Source organism: Delftia sp. BGA-UO-ETr-SB1 (assembly GCF_059567865.1).
On sequence record NZ_JCAQOW010000006.1, the window covers coordinates 1,061,619 to 1,086,885 of the forward strand.

Annotated in this window: 22 protein-coding genes; 14 read left to right on the forward strand and 8 right to left on the reverse strand. The window is 68.0% G+C overall.

What is annotated here, in order from left to right:
- Positions 1-57 precede the first annotated feature (57 nt).
- The 7 genes from AC57B5_RS23585 to AC57B5_RS23615 are packed head-to-tail and all read left to right on the forward strand — an operon-like array spanning position 58 to position 8,261.
- On the forward strand, positions 58-1,659 hold the full coding sequence (locus AC57B5_RS23585; protein ID WP_496400452.1) for an ABC transporter substrate-binding protein: 1,602 nt from the start codon (positions 58-60) through the stop codon (positions 1,657-1,659).
- A 16-nt stretch (positions 1,660-1,675) separates the two neighbouring features.
- The gene (locus AC57B5_RS23590; RefSeq protein WP_012207467.1) at positions 1,676-2,653 is read left to right on the forward strand and encodes an ABC transporter permease; all 978 of its coding nucleotides are present in this window, start codon (positions 1,676-1,678) and stop codon (positions 2,651-2,653) included.
- Positions 2,654-2,657: 4 nt separating this feature from the next.
- Positions 2,658-3,566: an ABC transporter permease gene (locus AC57B5_RS23595; protein ID WP_043790046.1), complete on the forward strand. Its 909-nt coding sequence runs from the start codon at positions 2,658-2,660 to the stop codon at positions 3,564-3,566.
- Complete coding sequence (locus AC57B5_RS23600) at positions 3,566-4,594, forward strand: ABC transporter ATP-binding protein (RefSeq protein ID WP_496400453.1); 1,029 nt, start codon at positions 3,566-3,568, stop codon at positions 4,592-4,594. Before AC57B5_RS23595 ends, AC57B5_RS23600 begins: the two co-directional genes overlap by 1 nt.
- A complete protein-coding gene (locus AC57B5_RS23605; protein WP_016450885.1) occupies positions 4,591-5,613 on the forward strand; it encodes an ABC transporter ATP-binding protein in 1,023 nt (340 codons plus the stop codon). Before AC57B5_RS23600 ends, AC57B5_RS23605 begins: the two co-directional genes overlap by 4 nt.
- 19 nt (positions 5,614-5,632) lie before the next feature.
- A complete protein-coding gene (locus AC57B5_RS23610) occupies positions 5,633-7,297 on the forward strand; it encodes an amidohydrolase (protein WP_496400454.1) in 1,665 nt (554 codons plus the stop codon).
- A gap of 1 nt (position 7,298) precedes the next feature.
- A complete protein-coding gene (locus AC57B5_RS23615) occupies positions 7,299-8,261 on the forward strand; it encodes a CobW family GTP-binding protein (protein ID WP_496400455.1) in 963 nt (320 codons plus the stop codon).
- Here AC57B5_RS23615 and AC57B5_RS23620 read toward each other — a convergent pair.
- Complete coding sequence (locus tag AC57B5_RS23620; RefSeq protein ID WP_012207461.1) at positions 8,236-9,156, reverse strand: LysR family transcriptional regulator; 921 nt, start codon at positions 9,154-9,156, stop codon at positions 8,236-8,238. The two genes, AC57B5_RS23615 and AC57B5_RS23620, sit on opposite strands and share 26 nt — an antisense overlap.
- Before the next feature lie 166 nt (positions 9,157-9,322).
- Here AC57B5_RS23620 and hglS point away from each other — a divergent pair, with 166 nt between their 5' ends.
- The gene (gene hglS, locus AC57B5_RS23625; protein ID WP_096914008.1) at positions 9,323-10,738 is read left to right on the forward strand and encodes a 2-oxoadipate dioxygenase/decarboxylase HglS; all 1,416 of its coding nucleotides are present in this window, start codon (positions 9,323-9,325) and stop codon (positions 10,736-10,738) included.
- A gap of 111 nt (positions 10,739-10,849) precedes the next feature.
- Positions 10,850-12,127 carry an aminotransferase-like domain-containing protein gene (locus AC57B5_RS23630; protein ID WP_496400456.1) on the forward strand — a complete coding sequence of 426 codons (1,278 nt, stop codon included), beginning with the start codon at positions 10,850-10,852 and terminating at the stop codon, positions 12,125-12,127.
- A 109-nt stretch (positions 12,128-12,236) separates the two neighbouring features.
- Here AC57B5_RS23630 and groL read toward each other — a convergent pair whose 3' ends face one another.
- From groL to AC57B5_RS23645, 3 genes are all read right to left on the reverse strand, one after another.
- The gene (gene groL / locus AC57B5_RS23635) at positions 12,237-13,880 is read right to left on the reverse strand and encodes a chaperonin GroEL (RefSeq protein ID WP_013800679.1); all 1,644 of its coding nucleotides are present in this window, start codon (positions 13,878-13,880) and stop codon (positions 12,237-12,239) included.
- A gap of 46 nt (positions 13,881-13,926) precedes the next feature.
- Positions 13,927-14,217 carry a co-chaperone GroES gene (locus AC57B5_RS23640; protein ID WP_012207457.1) on the reverse strand — a complete coding sequence of 97 codons (291 nt, stop codon included), beginning with the start codon at positions 14,215-14,217 and terminating at the stop codon, positions 13,927-13,929.
- A gap of 185 nt (positions 14,218-14,402) precedes the next feature.
- A complete protein-coding gene (locus AC57B5_RS23645; protein ID WP_496400457.1) occupies positions 14,403-14,987 on the reverse strand; it encodes a TetR/AcrR family transcriptional regulator in 585 nt (194 codons plus the stop codon).
- Positions 14,988-15,072: 85 nt separating this feature from the next.
- Here AC57B5_RS23645 and AC57B5_RS23650 point away from each other — a divergent pair, with 85 nt between their 5' ends.
- On the forward strand, positions 15,073-15,540 hold the full coding sequence (locus AC57B5_RS23650; RefSeq protein ID WP_016445466.1) for a nuclear transport factor 2 family protein: 468 nt from the start codon (positions 15,073-15,075) through the stop codon (positions 15,538-15,540).
- A 71-nt stretch (positions 15,541-15,611) separates the two neighbouring features.
- Here AC57B5_RS23650 and AC57B5_RS23655 read toward each other — a convergent pair whose 3' ends face one another.
- Together AC57B5_RS23655 and AC57B5_RS23660 are read right to left on the reverse strand one after the other, a co-directional pair.
- On the reverse strand, positions 15,612-15,938 hold the full coding sequence (locus AC57B5_RS23655) for a DUF4148 domain-containing protein (protein WP_496400458.1): 327 nt from the start codon (positions 15,936-15,938) through the stop codon (positions 15,612-15,614).
- Between the two features lie 140 nt (positions 15,939-16,078).
- The gene (locus tag AC57B5_RS23660) at positions 16,079-17,578 is read right to left on the reverse strand and encodes an efflux transporter outer membrane subunit (protein ID WP_496400459.1); all 1,500 of its coding nucleotides are present in this window, start codon (positions 17,576-17,578) and stop codon (positions 16,079-16,081) included.
- A gap of 89 nt (positions 17,579-17,667) precedes the next feature.
- On the opposite strand from AC57B5_RS23660, the gene AC57B5_RS23665 reads away from it, so the two are divergent.
- The 4 genes from AC57B5_RS23665 (at position 17,668) to AC57B5_RS23680 (ending at position 23,262) form a co-directional block, all read left to right on the forward strand.
- A complete protein-coding gene (locus AC57B5_RS23665; protein ID WP_012207452.1) occupies positions 17,668-18,285 on the forward strand; it encodes a TetR/AcrR family transcriptional regulator in 618 nt (205 codons plus the stop codon).
- A 76-nt stretch (positions 18,286-18,361) separates the two neighbouring features.
- Positions 18,362-19,537: an efflux RND transporter periplasmic adaptor subunit gene (locus AC57B5_RS23670; protein WP_496400460.1), complete on the forward strand. Its 1,176-nt coding sequence runs from the start codon at positions 18,362-18,364 to the stop codon at positions 19,535-19,537.
- The gene (locus AC57B5_RS23675) at positions 19,530-22,598 is read left to right on the forward strand and encodes an efflux RND transporter permease subunit (protein ID WP_496400461.1); all 3,069 of its coding nucleotides are present in this window, start codon (positions 19,530-19,532) and stop codon (positions 22,596-22,598) included. Before AC57B5_RS23670 ends, AC57B5_RS23675 begins: the two co-directional genes overlap by 8 nt.
- A 76-nt stretch (positions 22,599-22,674) precedes the next feature.
- Positions 22,675-23,262, forward strand: coding sequence for a peroxiredoxin (locus tag AC57B5_RS23680; protein ID WP_496400462.1), 588 nt, complete (start codon positions 22,675-22,677; stop codon positions 23,260-23,262).
- An 18-nt stretch (positions 23,263-23,280) separates the two neighbouring features.
- On the opposite strand, the gene AC57B5_RS23685 is transcribed toward AC57B5_RS23680, so the two are convergent.
- Both AC57B5_RS23685 and exaC read right to left on the reverse strand, forming a co-directional pair.
- Positions 23,281-23,655 carry a DUF779 domain-containing protein gene (locus AC57B5_RS23685; RefSeq protein ID WP_496400463.1) on the reverse strand — a complete coding sequence of 125 codons (375 nt, stop codon included), beginning with the start codon at positions 23,653-23,655 and terminating at the stop codon, positions 23,281-23,283.
- A gap of 67 nt (positions 23,656-23,722) precedes the next feature.
- Positions 23,723-25,246, reverse strand: a complete 1,524-nt coding sequence (exaC, locus tag AC57B5_RS23690; RefSeq protein WP_012207447.1) for an acetaldehyde dehydrogenase ExaC — start codon at positions 25,244-25,246, stop codon at positions 23,723-23,725.
- Positions 25,247-25,267: the final 21 nt, after the last annotated feature.

The window sequence follows — 25,267 nt, forward strand, 5'->3', positions numbered from 1 at the left end:
TTCTGGATTGAAGGCAGCGAGCCGCGCGGCCTGGCGATCCAACGAGGGAGACAGTCCATGCACACCATCACTTTCCGACGCCGCGCCCTGGCGGCCCTGGCCCTGGCCGGCGCGCTGGCGGGCCTGGCGGCCACGCCGCTGCAGGCCCAGGCCCAGGAGCCGCAGCGCGGCGGCACCCTGATCGTGGGCAGCACCCAGGTGCCACGGCACCTGAACGGCGCCGTGCAATCGGGCATTGCCACGGCCATGCCTTCCACCCAGCTGTTCGCCAGCCCGCTGCGCTTCGATGACCAGTGGAAGCCCCAGCCCTACCTGGCCGAGTCCTGGAAGCTGGCCGAGGACGGCAAGTCGCTGACCCTGAACCTGCGCAGGAATGCCGTGTTCCACGACGGCAAGCCCATCACCTCGGCCGACGTGGCCTTCTCCATCATGGCCATCAAGGCCAACCACCCGTTCCAGACCATGCTGGGGCCCGTGGAGAAGGTGGACACGCCCGACCCCTACACGGCCATCATCCGCATGAACGCGCCGCATCCGGCCATCCTGCTGGCCATGAGCCCGGCGCTGGCGCCCATACTGCCCAGGCACATCTATGGCGATGGTGCCGATCTCAAGACCCACGCGCGCAACAGCGCCGACGTGGTGGGCTCGGGGCCGTTCAAGCTGACCGAGTTCCGCGCGGGCCAGCGCATCGTGATGGAGCGCTTCGACAAGTTCTTCCTGCCCGGCCGCCCCTACCTGGACAAGCTGGTCTTCAACATCGTGCCCGACTCCTCCAGCCTGCTGCTGAGCCTGGAGCGCGGCGACGTGCAGATGGTGCCCTACCTGCAGGCCTCCATCGACCTGAAGCGCCTGTCCACCAATCCCCAGATCACGCTGACCGGCAAGGGCTTCGAGGGCATAGGCTCGATCAACTGGCTGGCCATCAACACCGACAGGAAGCCGCTGGACGATGTGCGCGTGCGCAAGGCCATTGCGCATGCCATCGACAAGAACTTCATCACCAAGGCGCTGATGGGCGGCTTCGCCACCGTGGCCGACGGCCCCATCGTGGCGGCCAGCCCCTTTGCCTCGGCCGATCTGGTGCGCTATCCGCTGGACCTCAAGAAGTCGGCGGCCCTGCTGGACGAGGCCGGCCTCAAGCCCGCCTCCAACGGAGAGCGCTTCAAGATCAGCATCGACTACCTGCCCGGCTCGGACGAGCAGCAAAAGAACGTGGCCGAGTACGTGCGCGCCCAGCTCAAGAAGGTGGGCATCGCGGTCGAGGTGCGCGCCTCGGCCGACTTCCCGGCCTGGGCCCGGCGCCTGGCCACGCATGACTTCGACCTGTCCATGGACATCGTCTTCAACTGGGGTGATCCGGTCATCGGCGTGCACCGCAGCTACCTGTCCACCAACATCAAGCCCGTGGTCTGGACCAACACCCAGTCCTACCGCAATCCCAAGGTGGACGAGCTGCTGAACACGGCCAGCAGCACGCTGGACACGGCCGAGCGCAAGAAGCTCTATGCGGCCTTCCAGAAGACCGTGACCGACGAGCTGCCGGTGATCTTCATCAACAACTCGCCCTACCACACGGCCGCGCGCAAGAACGTGGGCAACCTGCCGACCACGGTCTGGGGGCCGGCCTCGCCCTATGACGAGATTTTCTTGAAGTAGTCGGGAGGTGCAGTCCATGGCTTTTCTTCGCACACTCCTCAAGCGGCTGCTGCAGGGCCTGGCGCTGGTGCTGGCCGTGGTGGTGCTGAACTTCATGCTGGTGCATGCGGCGCCCGGCGATCCCGTGGAGACCATTGCCGGCGCCAGCGGCGGCATGGAGCCCGAGCTCATGGCCGAGCTGCGCACACGCTACGGGCTGGACCGGCCGCTGCCCGTGCAGCTGGGCATCTACCTGGCGCGCGTGGCCAGCGGGGATCTGGGCTACTCCTACTTCTTCAACCTGCCGGTGGCGCAAATGATTGCCGAGCGCGTGCCCGCCACCTTGCTGCTGGTGCTGGCCGCCGTGCTCACTGCCTTCGTGGTGGGCACGCTGCTGGGCGTGCTGTCCTCGCGCCGGCCCAATGGCCTGCTGTCGCAGTGCATCACCGTGCTGTCCCTGGTGGGCTTTGCGGCGCCCGTGTTCTGGACCGGCATGCTGCTGGTGCTGGCCTTTGCCTCCTGGTGGCCCGTGCTGCCGGTGTCGGGCATGCGCTCGGCCGATGCCGCAGGCGGCGCAGGCCTTGCCGACCTGCTGGACGTGGCCCGGCACCTGGTGCTGCCTGCGCTGACACTGGCCCTGGTCTACCTGGCGCAGTACAGCCGGCTGTCGCGCTCGTCCATGCTGGACGTGCTGGGCGCCGACTACATCCGCACGGCGCGCGCCAAGGGCCTGGCCGAGCATGTGGTGCTCTACCGCCATGCGCTGCGCAACGCGCTGCTGCCCGTGGTGACCATGCTGGGCCTGCAGTTCGGCAACGTCATGGCCGGCGCCATCATCGTGGAGACGGTCTTCAACTGGCCGGGCCTGGGCCGGCTGGCCTTCGACTCGGTGCTGCGGCGCGACTACCCGACCATCCTGGGCGTGCTGCTGTTCTCCTCCATCGTCGTGGTCGTGATGAACCTCGTCACCGACCTGTGCTACCGGCTGATCGATCCCCGCATCAAGGCGGCCTGAGACCATGAATGCCATCACACCACCTTCCGTGTCCGTGCCGAGCGTCGCCGCGCCCCAGGCCGCAGCCCATGCCGAGCACCCGGCGCGCGAAGCGCTGCGCATGTTCCTGCGCAACCCCTCGGCCATTGCCGGCATGGCCATGCTGCTCATCGTGCTGCTGGTGGCCATCGCCGGCCCCTGGATCTGGCCTGCGGACCCGTTCGAGATCCGCACCATGCCGCTGAGCCCGCCGTTCAGCGAGGAGGCCTGGCTGGGCAGCGACCAGCTGGGGCGCGACGTGCTCACGGGCATCATCCACGGTGGCCGCGCCACGCTGATGGTGGGCGCCTTCGCGGCTTTGCTGTCGGTGTGCATCGGCGTGACGCTGGGGGCAATGGCCGGCTACTACGGCGGCCGCGTCGATGCCCTGCTGATGCGCGTGACGGAGTTCTTCCAGGTGCTGCCCGCACTGCTGTTCGCCATGGTCGTGGTGACGCTGTTCTCGCCCTCGCTGGTGACGGTCACGCTGGCCATCGGCAGCGTCAGCTGGCCGGCCACTGCGCGGTTGACGCGGGCCGAGTTCATGCGCATCCGCCAGCTTGAATTCGTGCGCGCGGAGAGCGCCATCGGCGCGCGCCACGGCCGCATCATCTGGAAGGTGATCCTGCCCAATGCGCTGCCGCCGCTGGTGGTGTCGGCCACGCTGGCCGTGGGCGCCGCCATTCTTTTCGAGGCCGGCCTGTCCTTCCTGGGCCTGGGGGACCCCAACCAGATGAGCTGGGGCCTGATGATCGGGTCGGCCCGCCAGTACCTGCTGTCGTGCTGGTGGGCCGTGGCCTTTCCCGGCGCGGCCATCTTCGTCACCGTGCTGGCCGTCAGCCTGATCGGCGACGGCCTCAACGATGCACTCAACCCCAAGCTGAGGGAGCGCTGATGGACACCGACACCCCCCTGTTGCAAGTGAGCGGCCTGCGCGTGGCCTTCCAGGGCCGGCGCGGCCAGGCCACGGTGCTCAACGGCGTGGATTTCGATCTGCGCGCGGGCGAGACCCTGTGCGTGGTCGGCGAATCCGGCTGCGGCAAGAGCATGACGGCGCTGGCGCTGCTGCGCCTCATTCCCTCGCCTCCGGGCCGCATCACGGGCGGGCAGGTGCGCTTCCAGGGCCAGGACCTGGTGGCCGCCGGGGAGGCCCATATGCGCCAGGTGCGCGGCAACCGCATCTCCATGATCTTCCAGGAGCCGATGACCTCGCTGAACCCGGTGCTCACCGTGGGCGAGCAGATCGCCGAGCCGCTGCGCCTGCACGCCGGCCTGGATGCGGCCGCCGCGCGCCAGCGCGCCGTGGAAATGCTCCGGCAGGTCGGCATCCCCGCGCCCGAGCGGCGCGTGCACGAGTACCCGCACCAGCTGTCAGGCGGCATGCGCCAGCGCGTGATGATCGCCATGGCCCTGGCCTGCCGGCCCGACATCCTGATCGCCGACGAGCCCACCACGGCGCTGGACGTGACCGTGCAGGCGCAGATCTTCGACCTGCTGCGCGAGCTGCAGCGCGACAAGGGCACGGCCATCGTGCTGATCACGCATGACATGGGGGCCGTGGCCGAGATGGCGGACCGCGTCATGGTCATGTATGCGGGCCGCGTGATCGAGCAGGGCCGCTGCGAGCAGGTGCTGTCGGCGCCCGCCCATCCGTACACGCGCGGCCTGATCGCCTGCCTGCCCGAGCTGGGCAGCAGCCAGGCAGGCGGGCGCACCGAGCTGCCCGAGATCCCCGGCGTCGTGCCCTCGATCTGGGAGTTGGGCAGCGGCTGCGCCTTTCGTGCGCGCTGCCGCGAGGCCCAGCCGCGCTGCGCCAGCGAGGCGCCGCCGCTGACCGCGCTGGATGATCCATCCCACGGCGTGGCCTGCTGGCTGCACGCTCCCGCTTCCCGCATCCGCGCCCATACGGAGGCCCTGGCATGAACGCACGCATGGACGATACCCTCTTGCAGGTGGACGATCTCCAGGTCCACTTTCCGCGCCCGGGCAAGGGCCTGTTCGGCAGGCCCGAAGTGGTCAAGGCCGTGGACGGCGTGTCCTTCAGCCTGCGGCGCGGCAGCACGCTGGCCGTGGTGGGCGAGTCGGGATCGGGCAAGACGACCACGGCGCTGGCCGTGATGCGCCTGGCGCCCGTGACGGCGGGCCGCATGCAGCTGGGCGATACCGACCTGGGCGGCCTGTCGGGCGAGGCCCTGCGCCAGGCGAGGCGGCGCATGCAGATCGTGTTCCAGGACCCGTTCTCCTCGCTGAATCCGCGACAGCGCGCGGGCGATGCGGTGCGCGCTCCGCTGGACCTGATGGACGTGGGCACGCCGGCCGAGCGCGAGGCGCGCGTGGCCGAGCTGTTCACCCAGGTCGGCCTGCGGCCCGAACAGCGCCAGCTGTTCCCGCACCAGTTCTCGGGCGGCCAGCGCCAGCGCATCAACATCGCGCGCGCCCTGGCCACGCGGCCCGAACTCGTGGTCTGCGACGAACCCGTGTCGGCGCTGGACATCGCCATCCGCGCCCAGATCCTCAATCTGCTGGCGCGGCTGCAGCGCGAGCTGGGCCTGAGCTACCTGTTCATCTCGCACGACATGGCCGTGGTCGAGCACATCTGCGACGACATCGCCGTCATGTACCTGGGCCAGATCGTGGAGCGCGCACCGCGCCAGGCTTTCTTCGCGCGGCCGCTGCACCCCTACAGCGTGGCCCTGATGTCGGCCGTGCCCACGGTGCGCGGCGGGCGCGAGCGCGCGGCGCGGCGCATCCGGCTGGCCGGCGACCCGCCCAGCCCCATCGACCCGCCCGCGGGCTGCCGCTTCGCCGGGCGCTGCCCCGTGGCCGTGCCTGCGTGCTCGGCCGAGGCGCCACCGCTGCGCGAAGCCGCCCCCGGCCATTGGGTGCGCTGCATCCGCGTGGACCACATCGATGGCGTGCCGCGCGCGCCGTTGGCCCTTTGAACCCGGAGCACCCGCCACCATGAGCATCACCGTCTACGCCGCCCGCAAGATCATCACCATGAACCCCATGCAGCCCGAGGCCACGCACGTGGCCGTGCGCGACGGGCGCATCCTCGCGGTCGGGGACCTGGCGCGCTGCACGGCCTGGGGCGAATGCCGCGTCGACGAGCGCTTTGCCGACCAGGTGCTGCTGCCCGGGCTGGTGGAGGGCCACTGCCACCTCAAGGAAGGCAGCATGTGGGACTGGACATACACGGGTTGGTTCGACCGGCGCGACCCCGACGGAAAGACCTGGCCCGGCCTGCGCTCCATGGATGCCGTGGTGGACCGCCTGGCCGAGGTGGCGGCGCGCATGGATGCGCAGGGCCTGCCGCCCGGACAGCCGCTGATCGCCTGGGGGTTCGATCCCATCTACTTTGGCGGCGAGCGCATGACGGTGGAGCACCTGGACCGCGCCGCCGCAGGCCGTCCCATCGTGATCTCGCACGCCAACGGCCATTTGATGAACGTCAACAGCGCCATGCTGCGCCTGGCCGAGATCACGCGCGACAACGAGGTCGAGGGCGTGGTGCGCTTTGCGCCCGGCCACGCCCTGGCCGGCGAGCCCACGGGCGAGCTGCAGGAGCCGGCCGCCATGTTCCTGGTGCTGCGCAAGATCGGCAACGCCGGCCTGCTGGCGCCCATGACCGAGGCGGGCGTGCGCTCCTTTGCCCGCCTGGCCTGCCGCCAGGGCGTGACCACGGCCACCGACCTGGTCAACAGGCTGGGTGAGCAGGACTGCCGCGTGCTGGAGGCCGCGCTGGCCGACGACCAGGTGCCCATCCGCATCCTGCCCGCCTTACAGGCGTTTCACGGCACGCATGGCGCCGAGGCCGGTGCCGAGCATGTGTGCGCGCTCATGGCGCGCAACACCGACCGCCTGCGCTACGGCCTGGTCAAGATGATGCTGGACGGCTCCATCCAGGGCTTTTCGGCCCGCCTGCGCTGGCCCGGTCACTACAACGGGGCGCCCAACGGCATCTGGGTCACGGCGCCCGCGCAGTACGAGGCCGATTTCGAGACCTACCACCGCGCAGGCCTGCTCATCCATACGCACACCAATGGCGACGAGGCCAGCGAAGCCGCCATCGACGCCATAGGCCGCGTGCTGGCCCGCGCGCCCCGGCCCGACCACCGCCACACGCTGCAGCATGGCCAGATGATCGATGCGCCGCTGTTTCGCCGCATGGCGGCGCTGGGCTTGTGCGCCAACCTGTTCGCCAACCACCTCTGGTACTGGGGCGACCAGCACTACGAGATGACCATGGGGCCGGACCGGGCCATGCGGCTCGATGCCTGCGCCAGCGCGCTGGCCGCCGGCGTGCCGCTGGCCATCCATTCGGATGCGCCCGTCACGCCGCTGGGGCCGCTGTTCACCGCCTGGTGCGCGGTCCACCGGATCACGCCCAAGGGCCGCGTGCTGGGCGTGGCCGAGCGCCTGACCGTGGCCCAGGCCCTGCATGCGGTCACGCTGGGCGCGGCCTGGACGCTGAAGCTGGACCACGAGATCGGCAGCATCGAATGCGGCAAGCGCGCCGACTTCTGCGTGCTGGAGGACGATCCGCTGTCCCTGGACCCCATGGTGCTCAAGGACCTCCGGGTCTGGGGCACGGTGCTGTCGGGGCGCGTCTTCAAGGCGGCATGACATGGGGCAGCGGTTGCCGTTCACGGTCATCGGCGGTTTCCTGGGCGCCGGCAAGACCACGCTGCTCAACCACTGGCTGCGCCATGCGGATGGCCAGCGGCTGGCGGTGCTGGTCAACGACTTCGGTGCGCTCAACATCGATGCAGGCCTGATCAAGGACCACAGCGGCGACACCATCGCGCTGACCAATGGCTGCGTGTGCTGCCAGATCGGTGATGACCTGTCCATGGCCCTGATCGGCCTGCTGCAGCAGCGCGAGCGCTTCGACGCCGTGGTGGTCGAGGCCAGCGGCGTCTCCGATCCCTGGCGCATTGCCCAACTGGGCCTGGCCGATCCCGCACTGGCGCTGGACGGCGTCATCGTGGTCGTCGATGCCGCTGCCCTGCCCGGGCAGGCGGCCGATCCGCTGCTGGCCGACACGCTGCAGCGCCAGGTGGCCCGGGCCGATCTGGTCATCGTCAACAAGACCGATCTGGCCGATACCCGGACCCTGGAGCGCGTGCACGGCTGGATAGCCAGCCACGCGCCAGCCGCGCAACGCTGCGATGTGCGCGAAGCCCGGGTGCCCGTGGAGCTGCTCAGTGGCGCAGCCCTGCTGCGTGGCGTGCGGGAGGTCTCATGGGGTGCCAGCACTGCGCGCCCCATGCATGGCCGGCAGTTCGAGACCTGGTCCTGCCAGCCGCCCGGGATGCTGTCCGAGACGGCCCTGCAGGCGTGGCTGCAGGCCATGCCGGCTGGCGTGCTGCGGCTCAAGGGCGTGGTGCAGACCGGGGCGGGCCAGTGGAGCGAGCTTCAGTTTGCCGGGCGCAGCGGCCGGCTGCGTGCCGCATCAGCGCCCGCGCCCGCGCAGCAGCAGGTGCCCGCCATCGTGGCCATCGGCCTGGCCGGGCAACTGCCGGTGGCCGCGCTGCAGGCGCTGGTGGCAGGCGCTGCGGGCGTCAGGGCTGCGGGCCGTCCCGCATGAAATCCTGGGCCGCCTGCTGCAGCCACTCGCGCAGGCTTTGCAGCGGCGGGTAGTTGCCGCGGCTCGTGGGCCAGGCCAGGTAGTAGCGCTCGGCGCTTTCCATCTCGGGCAGATGGGGCAGGGCGCGCACCAGATCGCCCTGGGCCAGTTCCCGCTCGATCAGAAAGCGTGGCAGCAAGGCCACGCCCACGCCGGCGATGGCGGCCTGGGCGGCGGTGGCGAACTGGTCGAACAGCATGCCCTGGCCCTCGGCCATGGGCGCATGGTGCACGGACAGCCAGCGCTGCCAGGCATCGGGGCGCGATGCCAGGTGCAGCAGCGGCGCCTGCAGCAGGTCCTGGGGCTGGGCAAAGCCATGCTGGGCCAGCAGGGCGGGGCTGCAGGCAGGCACCACGGTCTCGCTCATCAGAAAGGCCAGCTCGGCGCCCGGCCAGTGCGGCAGGCCGAAATGGATGGCGGCGTCCACGGCTTCGAGCTGGAAGTCGAACTGGGACAGCCGCGTCGTCAGGTTGATGGTGATGCCCGGGTGGGCACTGAAGAACTGCGGCAGGCGCGGCGCCAGCCAGCGCGTGCCGAAGGTGGGCAGGATGGCCAGGTTCAGGCTGCCGCCGCGCGGGTTGGCCCGAAAGCCCAGCGTGGCGGTGGAGATGCGCATCAGCGCGCCGCGTATCTCCTGGGCATAGGCCTGGCCGGCCGGACTGAGCCGCACGGTCTGGCGCTCGCGCACAAAGAGCTCCGCCTCCAGCCGCTCCTCCAGCGCGCGGATCTGGCGGCTGACGGCGCTTTGCGTCAGGTGCAGCTCGGCCGCAGCTGCCGTGAAGCTCTGGTGCCGGGCCGCTGCCTCGAAGGCGCACAGCAGGGACATGGGGGGCAGGAAACGGCGGGACAGCAGCATGGCAGAGGGCGGTGGGGCAATCGTGGGAGGGGCATTCTGTTTGGGAATGACCTATGGGCCTGATTATCGTTTGACCAGGCTCAAGGCGCAGACCTAGCATGCGTGCCAGGAATCCACTCTGCCGCAGGGCTGCCCTGTGGCTCCAACTTCAGTCCCCACGAGCACCATGTCCTCTACGCCTGCCCACACCTTCGTGCCCTCCGACGAGATCCGCGCACGGTTTTCCAGCGCCATGTCCGAGATGTACCGCGATGAAGTGCCCCAGTACGGCACGCTGATCGAACTCGTGGCCGACATCAACCAGCGCACGCTGCAGGCCGAGCCTGAGCTGCTGGCCCGGATGCAGCGCAGTGGCGAGCTGGCCCGCCTGGGCGTGGAGCGCCACGGCGCCATCCGCGTGGGCACGGCGGCCGAGCTGTCCATGCTGCGCCGCCTGTTCGCCATCATGGGCATGGAGCCCGTGGGCTACTACGACCTGTCGGTGGCCGGCGTGCCCGTGCACTCCACGGCCTTCCGCCCCGTGGGCGATGCGGCGCTGCTGGCCAACCCTTTCCGCGTCTTCACCTCGCTGCTGCGCCTGGACCTGATTGCCGACGAGGCGCTGCGGGCCCAGGCGGGCGCCATCCTGGCGCAACGCAGCATCTTCACCGAACGCGCGCTGGCGCTGATCGCCCAGGCCGAAGCCCATGGCGGCCTGGCCGACGCCGATGCCGACGCATTCGTGCGCGAGGCGCTGGAGACCTTCCGCTGGCACAGCGAGTCCACCGTGGACGGCACCACCTACGACGCGCTGCACAAGGCCCACCGCCTGATCGCCGACGTGGTCTGCTTCAAGGGCCCGCACATCAACCACCTGACGCCGCGCACCCTGGACATCGATGCCGCCCAGGCCGCCATGCCCGAGCGCGGCATGGACGCCAAGGACGTGGTCGAAGGCCCGCCGCGCCGCGCCTGCCCCATCCTGCTGCGCCAGACCAGCTTCAAGGCGCTCAAGGAGACCGTGCGTTTTGCGGGCGATGCCACGGGCGCGGGCTCGCACACGGCGCGCTTCGGCGAGATCGAGCAGCGCGGCGTGGCGCTCACGCGCAAGGGCCGCGCGCTCTACGACCAGCTGCTGGCCCAGGTGCGCGACATGGGCAGCGCAGGCAGTGCCGCGCCCGACTACGGCAGCCGCCTGGCCCAGGTCTTCGAGGCTTTCCCCGACACCCATGAGCAGCTGCGCCGGCAAGACCTGGCCTTCTACCGCTTCACGCTGAGCGACGAGGGAGCCGCCCTGGCCGCAGGCGAGGCCGCAGCGGCCGCCGCGTCGGACCTGGACGCCCTGATCGCCCGCGGCCTGGCCCAGGCCGAGCCCATCGTCTACGAAGACTTCCTGCCCGTGAGCGCGGCCGGCATCTTCCAGTCCAACCTGGGCGGCGAAGAGCAAAAGCAGTACGCGGCCCATGCGGCCCAGCAGGCCTTCGAGGCCGACCTGGGTGCCCGCGTGCATGACGAGATCGCGCTGTACGAGCAGGCCCAGCAGCGCTCCATCGACCAGCTGCGCAGCGCGCTGCGCGGCCAGGCCACCAAGGTCGCTGCATAAGCGCCGACCCGGGCTGAGCCCGCCACCGTTGAACCCCTTCCCCGGGGCGCATGCACAGGCGCCAGGCCTGCGCGTGCGCCCCTTTGTTTTTGCCATTTGCCGGAGGCCTTCATGAGCACCGCAGACCAGGGCGCGTCGTCGCCCACCGCCCATCTGTTCAACCCGCTGTTCGCACAGCCCGAAGGCTCGCCGATCCGCGAGCTGTTTCCCTACCTGAGCCGTCCCGGCATGCTCTCGCTGGCCGGAGGCTATCCCTCGCCCAGCCTGTTCGATGCCGAAGGCTTGCAGCAGGCCGCCATGGCCGCGCTGCAGCAGGATGCCGCCACCAGCCTGCAGTACGGCGCCAGCGAAGGCCAGCTTGCGCTGCGCGAAGCCCTGGCCGCGCTGTGCGCCACGCGCGGCATTGCCTGCACACCGGCCGACATGATCGTGACCACGGGCTCGCAGCAGGCCTTCGACCTGCTGGTCAAGGTGCTGGTCGAGCCCGGCGATCCGGTGCTGGTCGAAGTGCCCGCCTACCCGGCCACGCTGCAGACCCTGAAGCTGGCCCAGGCACAGGTCGTTGCCGTGCCCACGGACGAGCAGGGCCTGGACACCGAGGCCCTGGCCCGCCTGCTGGCGCAGTGGCCCCATGCGCGTGCCCCCAAGCTGCTCTATACCGTGCCCAACTTCTCCAACCCGGGCGGCACCCTGCTGCCCGCGGCGCGGCGCACGGCCCTGGTGGAGCTGGCGCGCCAGCATGGCTTTGTCATCGTCGAGGACGATCCCTATGGCGAGCTGCGCTTTGCCGGCAAGCGCGAACCGTCGATCTACGAAACGGGCCTGGCGCTGTGCGGCGCCCAGGCCAATCCCGTGGTCTACCTGTCCAGCCTGTCCAAGACCGTGGCGCCTGCGCTGCGCATCGGCTGGATGCTGGCCGACGCCCAATTGCTGCGCCGCTGCACCATCGCCAAGCAGACGGCCGATCTGTGCACCTCGCCGCTGGCGCAGATGATCGCCGCGCACTATCTGCGCTCGGGCCGCTATGCGCCCCAGCTGGCCCAGGCCTGCGCCGAGTACGCGGCGCGCATGGATGCGCTGTGCTCCGGCATGCAGTCGGCGCTGGGCGATCAGATCCGCTTCGTGCGGCCTGCGGGGGGCATGTTCGTCTGGGCCCGGCTGCTGCCGCCGCAGCGGCTTGCGGGCGATTCCCAGGCCCTGGCCCGTGCGCTGTTCACGGCAGCGGTGGAGCAGGGCGTGCTCTATGTGCCGGGCAAGGCCTTCTTCCCGGCTGATGCGGCAGACAAGGCCGGCCTGTGCATGCGCCTGTCGTATGCGGCGCCCACCGTGCCCCAGATCACCGAGGCCGTGGCACGCCTGGGCCGGGCCTGGGGCCAGGCCGTGTCCTGAAAGACATAGGCAAAAGCGTTCATGCAATGACAAAGGCCGCCCGAGGGCGGCCTTTGTCTTGCTGGGCAAACCGGGCATGGCGCATGGCCTGCCCGGTTGCGGCGGGCAATTACATGCCCATGCCGCCCATGCCACCCATGCCGCCCATGTCGGGCATGGCAGGGCCGCCTTCAGCCTTGGGAGACTCGGCGATCATGGCTTCGGTCGTCAGCAGCAGCGATGCCACGGAAGCGGCGTTCTGCAGGGCTGTACGCGTCACCTTGGTCGGGTCCAGGATACCCATTTCCAGCATGTCGCCGTAGGTGTCGTTGGCAGCGTTGAAGCCGTAGTTGCCCGAGCCGTTCAGCACGGCGTTGACCACCACCGAGGGCTCGCCACCGGCGTTGGCCACGATTTCGCGCAGGGGCGCTTCGATGGCCTTCATGATCAGCTTGATGCCGGCGTCTTGCTCGGCATCGCCGGTCTTCAGGTCGCCCACGGCTTGCTTGGCACGCAGCAGAGCCACGCCGCCGCCGGCCACGATGCCTTCTTCCACAGCAGCGCGGGTAGCGTGCAGGGCGTCTTCAACGCGGGCCTTCTTTTCCTTCATCTCGACTTCGGTGGCAGCGCCAACCTTGATCACGGCAACGCCGCCAGCCAGCTTGGCCACGCGCTCTTGCAGCTTTTCGCGGTCGTAGTCGCTGGTGGCTTCTTCGATCTGGATGCGGATCTGCTTGACGCGGGCTTCGATTTCAGCAGCTTGGCCAGCACCGTCGATGATGGTGGTGTTTTCCTTGCCGATTTCGATGCGCACTGCCTGGCCCAGGTCTTCCAGGGTCACCTTGTCCAGCGCCAGGCCCACTTCTTCAGCGATGACCTTGCCGCCCGTCAGGATGGCGATGTCTTCCAGCATGGCCTTGCGGCGGTCGCCGAAGCCAGGAGCCTTGACAGCCACAACCTTCAGGATGCCGCGGATGGTGTTGACCACCAGCGTTGCCAGGGCTTCGCCTTCGACGTCTTCTGCAATGATCAGCAGGGGACGGCCGGCCTTGGCCACGGCTTCCAGCGTGGGCAGCAGGTCACGGATGTTGCTGATCTTCTTGTCGAACAGCAGCACGAAGGGGTTGTCCAGCAGGGCAACCTGCTTTTCAGGGTTGTTGATGAAGTAGGGCGACAGGTAGCCGCGGTCGAACTGCATGCCCTCGACGACGTCGAGTTCGTTGGCCAGCGACTTGCCTTCTTCAACGGTGATCACGCCTTCCTTGCCGACCTTGTCCATGGCTTCGGCAATGATGCTGCCCACGGATTCGTCGGAGTTGGCGGAGATCGAGCCGACCTGGGCGATTTCCTTGGAGGTGGTGGTGGCCTTGGATTGCTTCTTCAGCTCTTCCACCAGGGCGGCGACAGCCTTGTCGATGCCGCGCTTGAGGTCCATGGGGTTCAGGCCGGCGGCCACGTACTTGGTGCCTTCGCGGACGATGGCCTGTGCCAGCACGGTGGCGGTGGTCGTGCCATCACCGGCGATGTCGTTGGTCTTGGAGGCCACTTCCTTCACGAGCTGGGCGCCCATGTTCTGCAGCTTGTCCTTGAGTTCGATTTCCTTGGCGACCGAGACACCGTCCTTGGTCACGGTGGGGGCGCCGAAGGAGCGCTCCAGCACCACGTTGCGGCCCTTGGGGCCCAGGGTGACCTTGACCGCGTTGGCCAGGATGTTCACGCCTTCAACCATGCGGGCGCGTGCTTCGCCGCCGAAAACTACGTCTTTTGCTGCCATTTCAATTCTCCGGATTCAGTTGGAAAGTGCGGTTTCGAAGCGCGGATTACTTTTCGACGACTGCGAACAGGTCGTCTTCCTTCATCACCAGCAGTTCGTCGCCATGGACCTTGACGGTCTGGCCGCTGTACTTGCCGAACAGAACGCGGTCACCGACCTTCACGTTCAGAGCGATCACTTCGCCCTTGTCGTTCTTCTTGCCGGGGCCCACTGCCAGCACTTCGCCCTGGTCGGGCTTCTCGGCGGCATTCTCGGGGATCACGATGCCCGAAGCCGTCTTGGTTTCGTTCTCGAGGCGCTTCACGATCACGCGATCGTGCAGGGGACGCAGGTTCATACCAACTCCTAAATCATCAACAAAGTTGAAACAAAGACTTGCCGGCCCGGCGGGCCGGCATTCGAAGCAATGTGGGACAGAGGACTGTTAGCACTCATGCCCAACGAGTGCTAATAATAAGGCAATTCGGCCAGGATTCAAGAGGTAGGGTCGATGTGCCGCAAGACGGCACACCCGGTGCGGCACTAGCGCAAGGGCAGGGGCCGATTCACAACCCCCGCTGCCGCTGCCTTGAAGTTCTCCATGACTTCATCGATCGGCTGACCCATCTGCGCATGGACGATGGCGCCGTCCGCCACCAGGGTGAGCGCAGCGCCCACGGACACGGGATGGCCATCGAACAGGCGATCCAGCACGGACGACATTTCCTGCTTGTGCCGCCGGACCGTCGCCAGGATCTCAGGGTCGGACGAGCCCAGTTCGGCAGCGGCATTGAGAAAGGCGCAGCCCCGAAAGTCGGGCTGGCCGAACCAACTCCTGAGGGTGGTTGCGAGGGCCTCCAACGCTGGCGAGCCCGCGTCAGTCGCCTGCGCCAGGCTGGCCTGGAACCAGGAAATCCACCGTTCATGGCGGTAGTCGAGGTACGCCCGGATCAGGTCGTCCTTGCTGGCGTACTGGCGGTAGAAGGTGACTTTGCTGACCGACGACCGCTCGATGATCCGGTCCACGCCCGTGGCCCGGATGCCCTCTGCGTAGAAGAGGCCATGGGCTGCCACCAGGATGCGCTCGCGGGGCGGCAATGACTCGAGAGATGGCTGGGAAGTTTTCATGAAGATATTGTAGACAGATCGTTCCACCTCCGTTAGAGTGGCGCATGTAGACAGATCGTTCTACATCTCTTCAAAAGGTCACATCATGGAAACCCGCCCACCCCTTCCCCCGTTCTCGCTCGCAAGCGCCGTCCAAAAGGTCCGTTTGGCCGAGGATGGATGGAACACACGCGATGCGGCCAAGGTCGCGATGGCCTATACCCCCGACACGAAATGGCGCAACCGGGCGGAGTTCGCCAACAGCCGCGCCGAGGCCCAGGCCCTCCTTGAGAGGAAGTGGAAGAAGGAGCTGGACTACCGGCTGATCAAGGAGCTTTGGCTGTACGCGGAAAACCGGATCGCGGTCCGCTACGCCTATGAGTGGCACGACGATGCCGGGAACTGGTTCCGGTCGTACGGCAACGAGAACTGGGAATTCGAGGCCGACGGTCTCATGCGCCGGCGCTTCGCATGCATCAACGACATGCCCATCCAGGAGTCGGAGCGCAAGTTCCACTGGCCGCTGGGCCGTCGCCCCGATGACCACCCCGGTCTGTCCGACCTGGGCCTGTAGGCAAAGCCCCGGGCCACGTCCCCAGGCAGCCAGCCGCTGCCGCGATGGCCTGGGCGGGAAGGAGCTCCGCCTTACCGACTCAACGCCTTGCGGACCTCCGCCTGAAACGCCTCGCTGTTGCGAAGGCGCAGGTACTCCTGGTATGCGGCCCGATATTCCTGCGTTTCGACTCCGTAGGAGATTGATATCTCCGCACGGCGGTCCAATCCGGCGCGGCGCCAGAGTGCGAGATCGGCGATGACTTCGGCGCGGGAAAGCGCTGCGTCCGATGTGGCTGCCGAGGCGTCTTGCGGCTGCGAATGGGCTGCGAAGCAGCTCGAGAAGGCGATGGCCGCAAGCGCCGGCTTCAGGATGCGTGCGGCTGCAGCAACGGTGGGGGAGGGGGTTGTGTTTGGCATGGTTTGACAGATGGGGGTGGGTGGAGCCGGGCCATGGCTTCGGCTGCCTGCTTGGGCAGGTTGCCTGGGCCGCATGTCCCGCAGGGGTGTTCGGTTTCTTTGCTCTGTGGAAAGGGGGCTCCTTTCGGGAAGTGGCAGGTTCAGGGGGCAACGCTGGCGGGCAGACCGTGGCTGGCGGCTGCCAATGCCCTGGAAGGCTCCGGCGTCCAACCGCCGCCCAGCGCCTTGAAGATCGCGACCGTCGATCGCGCCGACTCCGTCCGGGCCTGCGCCTGTGCATCCAGCACGCCCAGCAGGCTTTCATCCGCCTGCAGTACCTCGATCAGGCTGACCACGCCCTTGTCGTAGGCGGCGCCTGCGGCCTGCCGGGCCCGCGTGAGCGCATCCGCGCCCCTGGCGAGCACGGCCATCAGCTCCTGCCGCTTGTCCAGCGAGACCAGGGCGTTCTCCACCTCTTCCGTGGCGCGCAGTACCGACTGCCGGTAGGCGGCAAGGCTTTCCGCCTCCTGTGCCTGCGCCTGGTGGATCTGTGCGTTGATGCGACCGAAGTCGAACAGCCGCCAGCGCAGGCCGCCCACAACGCTTGCCTGCGATGCGCCGGCGCTGAAGAGATTGCCTGCGGAGATGGAGGTGGCGCTGCCGATCAGGCCGCTGATCGACAGCTTCGGGTAGTACTCGGCGATCGCCACGCCGATGCGTGCGTTCGACGCTGCCAGGCGCCGCTCCGCCGCGATGAGGTCCGGGCGTCGCCGCAGCAGATCGCCGGGTGCCTCCGCCAGGGAAAGGGTTGGCAATACGGGGACCGGGCGGGGATCGGCCAGTTCGGCCCGGTGCGTGCCGGGTGCCGTGGCCAGCATCACGTCCATGGCGTTGAGGGCGGCCTCGAGCGCATTTTCCAGCGGCGGGACGGTGGCTTGTGCCCGTGCGAGCGCTCCCTCGACCTGGCGCAGCTGAAGCTCGGGTGCCAGGCCCTTGTTCCACCGCAGTTCGACGATGGAACGCAGTTGCTGCTGGGTTTGCACTTGCGAGCGTGCCACTGCCAGCCGCGCCTGCAGGCCGCGAATCTGGATATAGGTGTCCGCAGTCTGGGCGGCCACCGCGAGCCGCACGGCAGTGGCGCCGGCTTCCGATGCCTGGTACTCGGCCAGGGAGGCCTGCCTGGCCCTGCGCAGGCCGCCGAAGAGATCAAGCTCCCAACTGGCCCCTAGGTTGGCCTCCTGGGCGCTGCCGTAGCGGTCGAACCCCGGCATGGAGTCGAGCACCCGGCCCAGCGGAGTCTCGACCGACTGATAGCTCCTGGCCGTTTGCGCCGAGATCTGGGCCGACGGCAGCAGGGCGGCTGCCGCCGCATCCAGCCCGGCGCGTGCCTGAAGCACGCGGCCAGCGGCCTGGGCAACATCCAGGTTTTGCTGCAGTGCCGCCGTGACGAGGCGCGCCATTTGCGCATCGCCAAAGGCTGCCCACCAGGCTGCAAGGTCCGTGGAGGAGGCCGGCGAGGGCGGCTTGGCCTCACCCAGAACGCGGCTGCCCATGTAGGCCTGGGGCAGGGCCGTGGCGGGCGGCTGGTAGTCAGGGCCTACCGCACACCCTGCACAGAGGCTGGCGAGCATCAGAAAGACGGGGGCGGCAAGACGCGGCATGTTCAACAGTCAGAAGCGTGGTGACGCTGTGACTATATTCCAAAATGGTCACTTGCATAGTATTTTTTTGATGGAGTAAGCTAGGCCGCATGAGCACCACCAACGTCTATCCGACCTCTGCGCGCGGCCCGGTCGAACACGATGTCCGGCAACAGATCGTGACTGCGGCGAAAGAGCATTTCAGCCGCTACGGCTACGAGAAAACCACGGTGTCCGACCTTGCCAAGGCCATCGGCTTTTCCAAGGCCTACATCTACAAGTTCTTCGAGTCCAAGCAGGTCATCGGCGAGATGATCTGTTCCAACTGCCTGATGGAGATGGAGGCGGAGATCCGCCAGGCCGTCGCCAGCACGGATGCGCCTCCCGAGCAGCTGCGGCGCCTGTTCAAGGCGATCGTCGCTGTCACGCTGCGGCTTTTCTCCGAAGACCGCAAGCTGTACGAGATCGCCATTTCCGCGTCGGCCGAGCGCTGGCAGGCAGCGCAGGCCTATGAAGAACGCATGCATCAGCTGCTGCTGCAGATACTCGATGCCGGGCGCCAGCGGGGCGACTTCGAGCGCAAGACGCCGCTGGATGAAACCGGGCGCGCCATCTTCCTGGTCATGCTCCCCTACCTGAACCCGGTGATGCTGCAGCACAGCCTCGACCATGCGGACGAGGCGCCTGCACAACTGGCCGGATTGGTGCTGAGAAGCCTGTCGCCCTAAAATCCGAAGTTGTGACCATTGACATAAATGGTCACCAATCACAAAATCGGGTCCTGCTCATTGATCGGGACCCCTCATGCTTCGGCACCGCCATCTGTCCATCGCCGCTGTCGGCGCACTGTCACTTGCACTCGCTGCCTGCGGCAAAAGCCCGCCGCCGGATCCGCGCACCCAGCCACCCCTCGTTCGCACCACCCTGGTAGCGCCAGGCCATTCTTCCGAGCGCGTCTTCACCGGCACCATCGCGGCCAGGGTGCAGGGCGATCTTGGATTTCGCGTGGCCGGCAAGGTGCTCGAGCGCCTGGTGGATACAGGCCAGACGGTCAGGCGGGGCCAGGCATTGCTGCGCCTCGACCCGGTGGACCTGAAGCTGGCCGCCCATGCCCAGCAAGAGGCCGTTGCAGCCGCCAGGGCACGTGCGCAGCAGGCCAGCGACGAGGAGCAGCGCTACCGTGACCTGCAGGGAACGGGTGCCGTTTCGGCCTTGGCCCATGAACAAATCAAGGCGGCCGCGGATTCCGCCCGCGCCCAGCTCAGGGCGGCCGAAGCGCAGGCCGCTGCAGCGCTGAACGCCAGCCGCTACGCCGAACTGCTGGCCGATGCCGATGGCATCGTGATGGAAACACTTGCCGAGCCTGGCCAAGTCGTCAGTGCCGGCCAGGTGGTCGTGCGCCTCGCCCATGCCGGCAGGCGCGAAGCAGTCGTCCAGTTGCCCGAAACACTGCGGCCCGCGCTGGGCTCGGCGGCCCAGGCCCGCCTGTTCGGCAGGGAGGATGTGGTCATCCCCGCCAGACTGCGCCAGCTGTCCGATGTGGCCGACCGGGCCACCCGCACCTTTGAGGCCCGCTATGTGCTGGACGCCGGCGCGGCGGCCAGCGCCCCGCTGGGCAGCACGGTCACGCTCAGGATTGGCGGGACATCGACAGCAACAGCGACATCTACATCTACATCGACAGCGGGCAAGGCAACCCTGCAGGTCCCCATCAGTGCCATCCTCGATGAGGGCAAGGGCGCCGCTGTCTGGGTGGTGCAGGGCGATCAGGTCAGGCGCCAGCCCGTCACCGTGGTTCAGGTGCAGGACGGCAATGCCCAGGTGGTGGGTGCGCTGGGCCTTGGGGAGCGGATCGTCGCGCTCGGCGCGCATTTGCTGAGCGAGGGCGCGCAGGTGCGGCTGGACAGCGAGGCGCAGGTGCCTTCAACGGCAACAACGTCCACGGCGTCCTCCGTGTCCACGGGAGCGTCCCGTGAGTGAAGGCCGTTTCAACCTATCGGCGCTTGCCGTCCGTGAGCGCTCCATCACGCTGTTCCTGATCCTGCTGATTTCGCTGACGGGTGTCTTTGCCTTCCTGAAGCTGGGCCGGGCGGAAGATCCGGCCTTCACCGTCAAGGTCATGACCATCATCACGGCCTGGCCTGGCGCCACCCCGCAGGAAATGCAGGACCAGGTGGCAGAGAAGCTGGAAAAGCGCCTGCAGGAGCTGCGCTGGTATGACCGCACCGAAACCTTCGTCAGGCCGGGGCTGGCCTTCACCACGCTGACCCTGCTCGACTCCACGCCCCCCGGCGAGGTGCAGGAGGAGTTCTACCAGGCCCGCAAGAAGCTCGGTGACGAGGCCCGCAACCTGCCGGCGGGCGTGATCGGCCCGATGGTGAACGACGAGTACGCCGACGTGACCTTTGCGATCTACGCCCTCAAGGCGCGCGGCGAGGAGCCCCGGGCGCTGGTGCGCGATGCCGAAGCCTTGCGCCAGCGTCTTTTGCATGTGCCGGGCGTCAAGAAGGTCAACATCGTCGGCGAGCAATCCGAGCGGATCTACGTGGAGTTCTCGCACGAGCGCCTGGCCACGCTGGGCATTAGTCCGCAGGACGTCTTCGCGGCATTGAACAACCAGAACGCACTCACGCCTGCCGGGTCGGTGGAGACCCAGGGACCGCAGGTGTTCATCCGCATCGACGGGGCGTTCGACGCGCTGCAGAAGATCCGCGACACGCCCATCGTGGCCCAGGGCCGCACGGTCAAGCTGTCCGACATCGCCACCGTCCAGCGCGGCTACGAAGACCCCTCGACCTTCATCATCCGCAACGGTGCGGAGCCGGCCTTGCTGCTGGGCGTCGTCATGCGCGACGGCTGGAACGGGCTGGACCTGGGCAAGGCGCTGGACAGGGAGGTGGGCGCCATCAACGCAGACATGCCGCTGGGCATGGGCCTGACCAAGGTGACGGACCAGGCCGTGAACATCAGCGCCTCCGTCGATGAGTTCATGCTCAAGTTCCTGGCCGCGCTGCTGGTCGTGCTGGTGGTGTGCTTCGCCAGCATGGGCTGGCGCGTTGGCGTGGTGGTGGCTGCGGCCGTGCCGCTGACGCTGGCGGCCGTGTTCATCATCATGGCCGCCACGGGAAAGAATTTCGACCGCATCACGCTTGGCTCGCTGATCCTTGCGCTGGGCCTGCTGGTGGACGACGCCATCATCGCCATCGAGATGATGGTGGTGAAGATGGAGGAGGGCTACGACCGCGTCGCCGCGTCCGCCTACGCCTGGAGCCATACCGCGGCGCCCATGCTGTCCGGAACGCTGGTGACGGCGGTGGGCTTCATGCCCAACGGGTTCGCCCGCTCCGCTGCAGGCGAGTACACCAGCAACATGTTCTGGATCATCGGCATCGCGCTCATCGCGTCCTGGGTGGTGGCCGTGGTGTTCACGCCCTATCTGGGCGTGAAGATGCTGCCCCCTCTCAAGAAGGTCGAAGGCGGACATGCGGCGATGTATGGCACGCCCCGCTACGAGCGCCTGCGGCGCGTGCTGGGCAAGGTGATCGCCCGCAAGGGCATGGTGGCTGCAGTCGTGGGCGGGCTCATGGTGGCTTCCGTGCTGGGCATGTCCATCGTGAAGAAGCAGTTCTTCCCCATCTCCGACCGGCCCGAGGTGATGGTCGAGGTGCAGATGCCCTACGGCACCTCCATCGGCCAGACGAGCGAGACCACCCGCACGGTGGAAGCCTGGCTGCTGCAGCAGCCCGAATCGGAGATCGTGACCGCCTATATCGGCCAGGGCGCACCGCGCTTTTTTCTGGCCATCTCGCCTGAGCTGCCCGACCCGTCGTTCGCCAAGATCGTCGTGCGCACCGCCAACCAGGCGCAGCGCGACGCGCTCAAGCTCAGGCTGCGCGAGGCCGTCTCCCAGGGACTGGCTCCGCAGGCGCAGGTGCGCGCATCGCAGATCGTGTTCGGGCCGTACTCCCCGTTCCCCGTGGCGTATCGCGTCTCCGGCCCCGACCCGCAGCGGCTGCGCGACATTGCCGGCCAGGTGCACCAGGTGCTGCACGACAGCCCGATGATGCGGACCGTGAACTCCGACTGGGGGGTGCGCACCCCTGTCATGCGCTTCACCCTGGACCAGGACCGGCTGCAGGCCATGGGCCTGACCTCTGCGGCGGTCGCGCAGCAGTTGCAGTTCCTGCTCAGCGGCGTGCCCGTGACCACCGTGCGCGAGGACATCCGCACCGTGCAGGTGATGGCGCGTTCTGCGGGCGGCACCCGCCACGATGTGGCCAGGGTCGGCGACTTCACGCTCACCAACGCCACTGGCCAGCGCATACCGCTGTCGCAGCTGGGCGAGGTCACCGTGCAGATGGAGGAGCCCGTCATGCGCCGCCGCGACCGCATGCCCACCATCACGGTTCGCGGAGACATCGATGACAGCCTGCAGCCGCCCGATGTCTCGGCGGCCATCACCCGGCAGCTGGAGCCCATCAGGAAGGCGTTGCCCGCGGGCTACCGCATCGACGAGGCCGGCTCCATCGAGGAATCCGGCAAGGCCATGACGGCCATGCTGCCCCTGTTCCCGATCATGATCGCCATCACGCTGATCATCATCATCTTGCAGGTGCGGTCGATATCGGCCATGGTCATGGTGTTCCTGACCAGCCCTCTGGGATTGATCGGCGTGGTGCCGACGCTCATCGTCTTTCAGCAGCCCTTCGGCATCAACGCACTGGTGGGGCTGATCGCACTTTCGGGCATTCTGATGCGCAACACGCTGATCCTGATCGGGCAGATCCAGCACAACGAGCAGGAAGGGCTTGCGCCGTTCCAGGCGGTGGTGGAGGCCACCGTCCAGCGCGCCCGGCCCGTGATCCTGACCGCGCTGGCGGCGATCCTGGCCTTCATCCCGCTGACCCAATCGGTGTTCTGGGGAACGCTGGCCTATACGCTGATCGGCGGCACGCTGGCCGGCACGGTGCTGACGCTGGTCTTCCTGCCCGCCATGTACTCGATCTGGTTCAGGATCAGGCCCGGCGAAGCACGGCGCTGATGCACGGCACACGCGCCCAGGGCTTTGGCCGATTGGCCACAATGGGGCATCCCGTTCCAGGCTCAGGAGGCCATGCATGTCCGATATCCGCTGCGGCGATTCCATCCACCCACGCGCATCCCTGGGCCGCCGCTTCGCGCGTGCCGCCGCTCCCCTGCTGGCGGCGCTGCTGCTGTCGCCGCTGGCCCAGGCCGCGCTCAAGGTGGGCGACAGCGCGCCGCGCTTCACCACGCCGGCTGCGGTGGCGGGCAAGGCCTTCGATTTCGACATGGCCGCCACGCTCAGGAAGGGGCCGGTGGTGCTGTATTTCTTCCCCAAGGCCTTCACCCAGGGCTGCACCATGGAAGCCCACGCCTTTGCCGAGGCCACGCCGCGTTTCGCGGCCATGGGCGCCACGGTGGTGGGCATGTCGCATGACGACATCGATACGCTCAAGCGCTTTTCCACCGAGGCCTGCCGCGACCAGTTCGCCGTGGCATCGGACCCGCAGGCGCAGACCATCCGCGCCTACGACGCCTCGGCCGCCGCCGACCCCCAGCGCGCCGACCGCATCTCCTACGTGATCGGCCAGGACGGCAAGGTCCGCTTCGTGCACATCGGCTCGGACCCGGACGAGCATGTGCGCCAGACCGAGGCCGCGGTCAAGCGGCTGACCGGAAAGTAGCCCGCCGCGCGGCCCCTGTCAGGGGCCGTTGCCCTCGCTGGCCAGGATCTCGGCGTATTCCTCGCCCGTGAACAGCCTGGAGCGCGTGTGGAAGGCCTTGCCCGTGCTGCCCTCCAGCGAGAAGGTGCCGCCCTGGCCCTCGATCACGTCGAGGATGAGCTGGGTGTGCTTCCAGTATTCATACTGCGACTTCCCGATGTAGAAGGGCGCGCCGCCCACCTGGCCCAGCAGCACGTCCTGGGCGCCTATCGTCAGCTCGCCGGGCAGGTAGCAGTTGGCGGCGCTGTTGTCGCAGCAGCCGCCGGACTGGTGGAAGAACACCGGCCCGTGCTGGGCCTGCAGGTCGGCGATCAGCGCCAGCGCGGCGTCGGTGGCAGTCACTTTGTCAACCATGGGTTGGTCCTTTCCTGGGCGGCCGGCCGCGCTGCGCGCCGCCGGCCGCATTCACCTGGGAAGAACTTCAGAAGAAGCCCAGCTTGTTCTCGCTGTAGCTGACCAGCAGGTTCTTGGTCTGCTGGTAGTGGTCCAGCATCATCTTGTGGGTTTCGCGGCCGATGCCCGATTCCTTGTAGCCGCCAAAGGCCGCGTGCGCCGGATAGGCGTGGTAGCAGTTGGTCCACACGCGCCCGGCCTTGATGGCGCGGCCCATGCGGTAGGCCACGTTGCCGTTGCGGCTCCACACGCCCGCGCCCAGGCCGTAGAGCGTGTCGTTGGCAATGGCCAGGGCCTCGGCCTCGTCCTTGAAGGTGGTCACGGCCAGCACGGGGCCGAAGATTTCCTCCTGGAAGATGCGCATCTTGTTGTGGCCCTTGAACAGCGTGGGCTGCACGTAGTAGCCGCCTTCCAGGTCACCGCCCAGATGGGCCTGGCCGCCGCCGGCCAGCACCTCGGCGCCCTCCTGCTTGCCCAGGTCCAGGTACGACAGGATCTTGGTGAGCTGCTCCTTGGACGCCTGCGCGCCCATCATGCTATCGGTGTCCAGCGGGTTGGCATGCCGGATGGCGGCCACGCGCTGGAGCACGCGCTCCATGAAGCGGTCGTAGATGCTTTCGTGGATCAGCGCGCGGCTGGGGCAGGTGCAGACCTCGCCCTGGTTGAAGGCGAACAGCACCAGCCCTTCGACGGCCTTGTCGAGGAAGGCATCGTCCTTGTCCATCACATCGGCGAAGAAGATGTTGGGCGACTTGCCGCCCAGCTCCAGCGTGGCCGGGATCAGGTTGTTGGCCGCGGCCTGGGCAATCACGCGGCCCGTGGAGGTGGAGCCCGTGAAGGCGATCTTGGCGATGCGCTTGCTGGTGGCCAGCGGCATGCCGGCCTCGCGGCCGAAGCCGTTGACGATGTTGAGCACGCCGGGCGGCAGCAGGTCGGCAATGAGCTCGGCCAGGATCAGGATGCTGATGGGCGTGGACTCGGCCGGCTTGAGCACCACGCAGTTGCCTGCGCCCAGCGCGGGCGCCAGCTTCCAGGCCGCCATGAGGATGGGGAAGTTCCAGGGAATGATCTGGCCCACCACGCCCAGCGGCTCCTGGATGTGATAGGCCACCGTGGTCTCGTCGATATGGCTGAGCGCGCCTTCCTGGGCGCGCACGCAGCCCGCGAAATAGCGGAAATGGTCCACGGTCAGCGGGATGTCGGCATTCAGCGTCTCGCGGATGGCCTTGCCGTTGTCCACGGTCTCGGCATAGGCGAGCAGCTCCAGGTTGGCCTCGATGCGGTCGGCGATCTTCAGCAGGACGTTCGCACGCTCGGCCGCGCTGGTGCGGCCCCAGGCGTCGCTGGCGGCATGGGCGGCGTCCAGCGCCAGTTCGATGTCTTCGGCCGTGGAGCGCGCGGCGCGGGTGTAGACCTTGCCGCTGATGGGGGTGACCACGTCGAAGTACTGCTCCTTGACCGGAGGTACGAACCTGCCGCCGATGAAGTTGTCGTAGCGGGCCTTGTAGGCGATCTTGGCGCCAGCGGCGCCGGGTGCTGCGTAGACGGTCATGCTGCTTGTCTCCTGAGGATG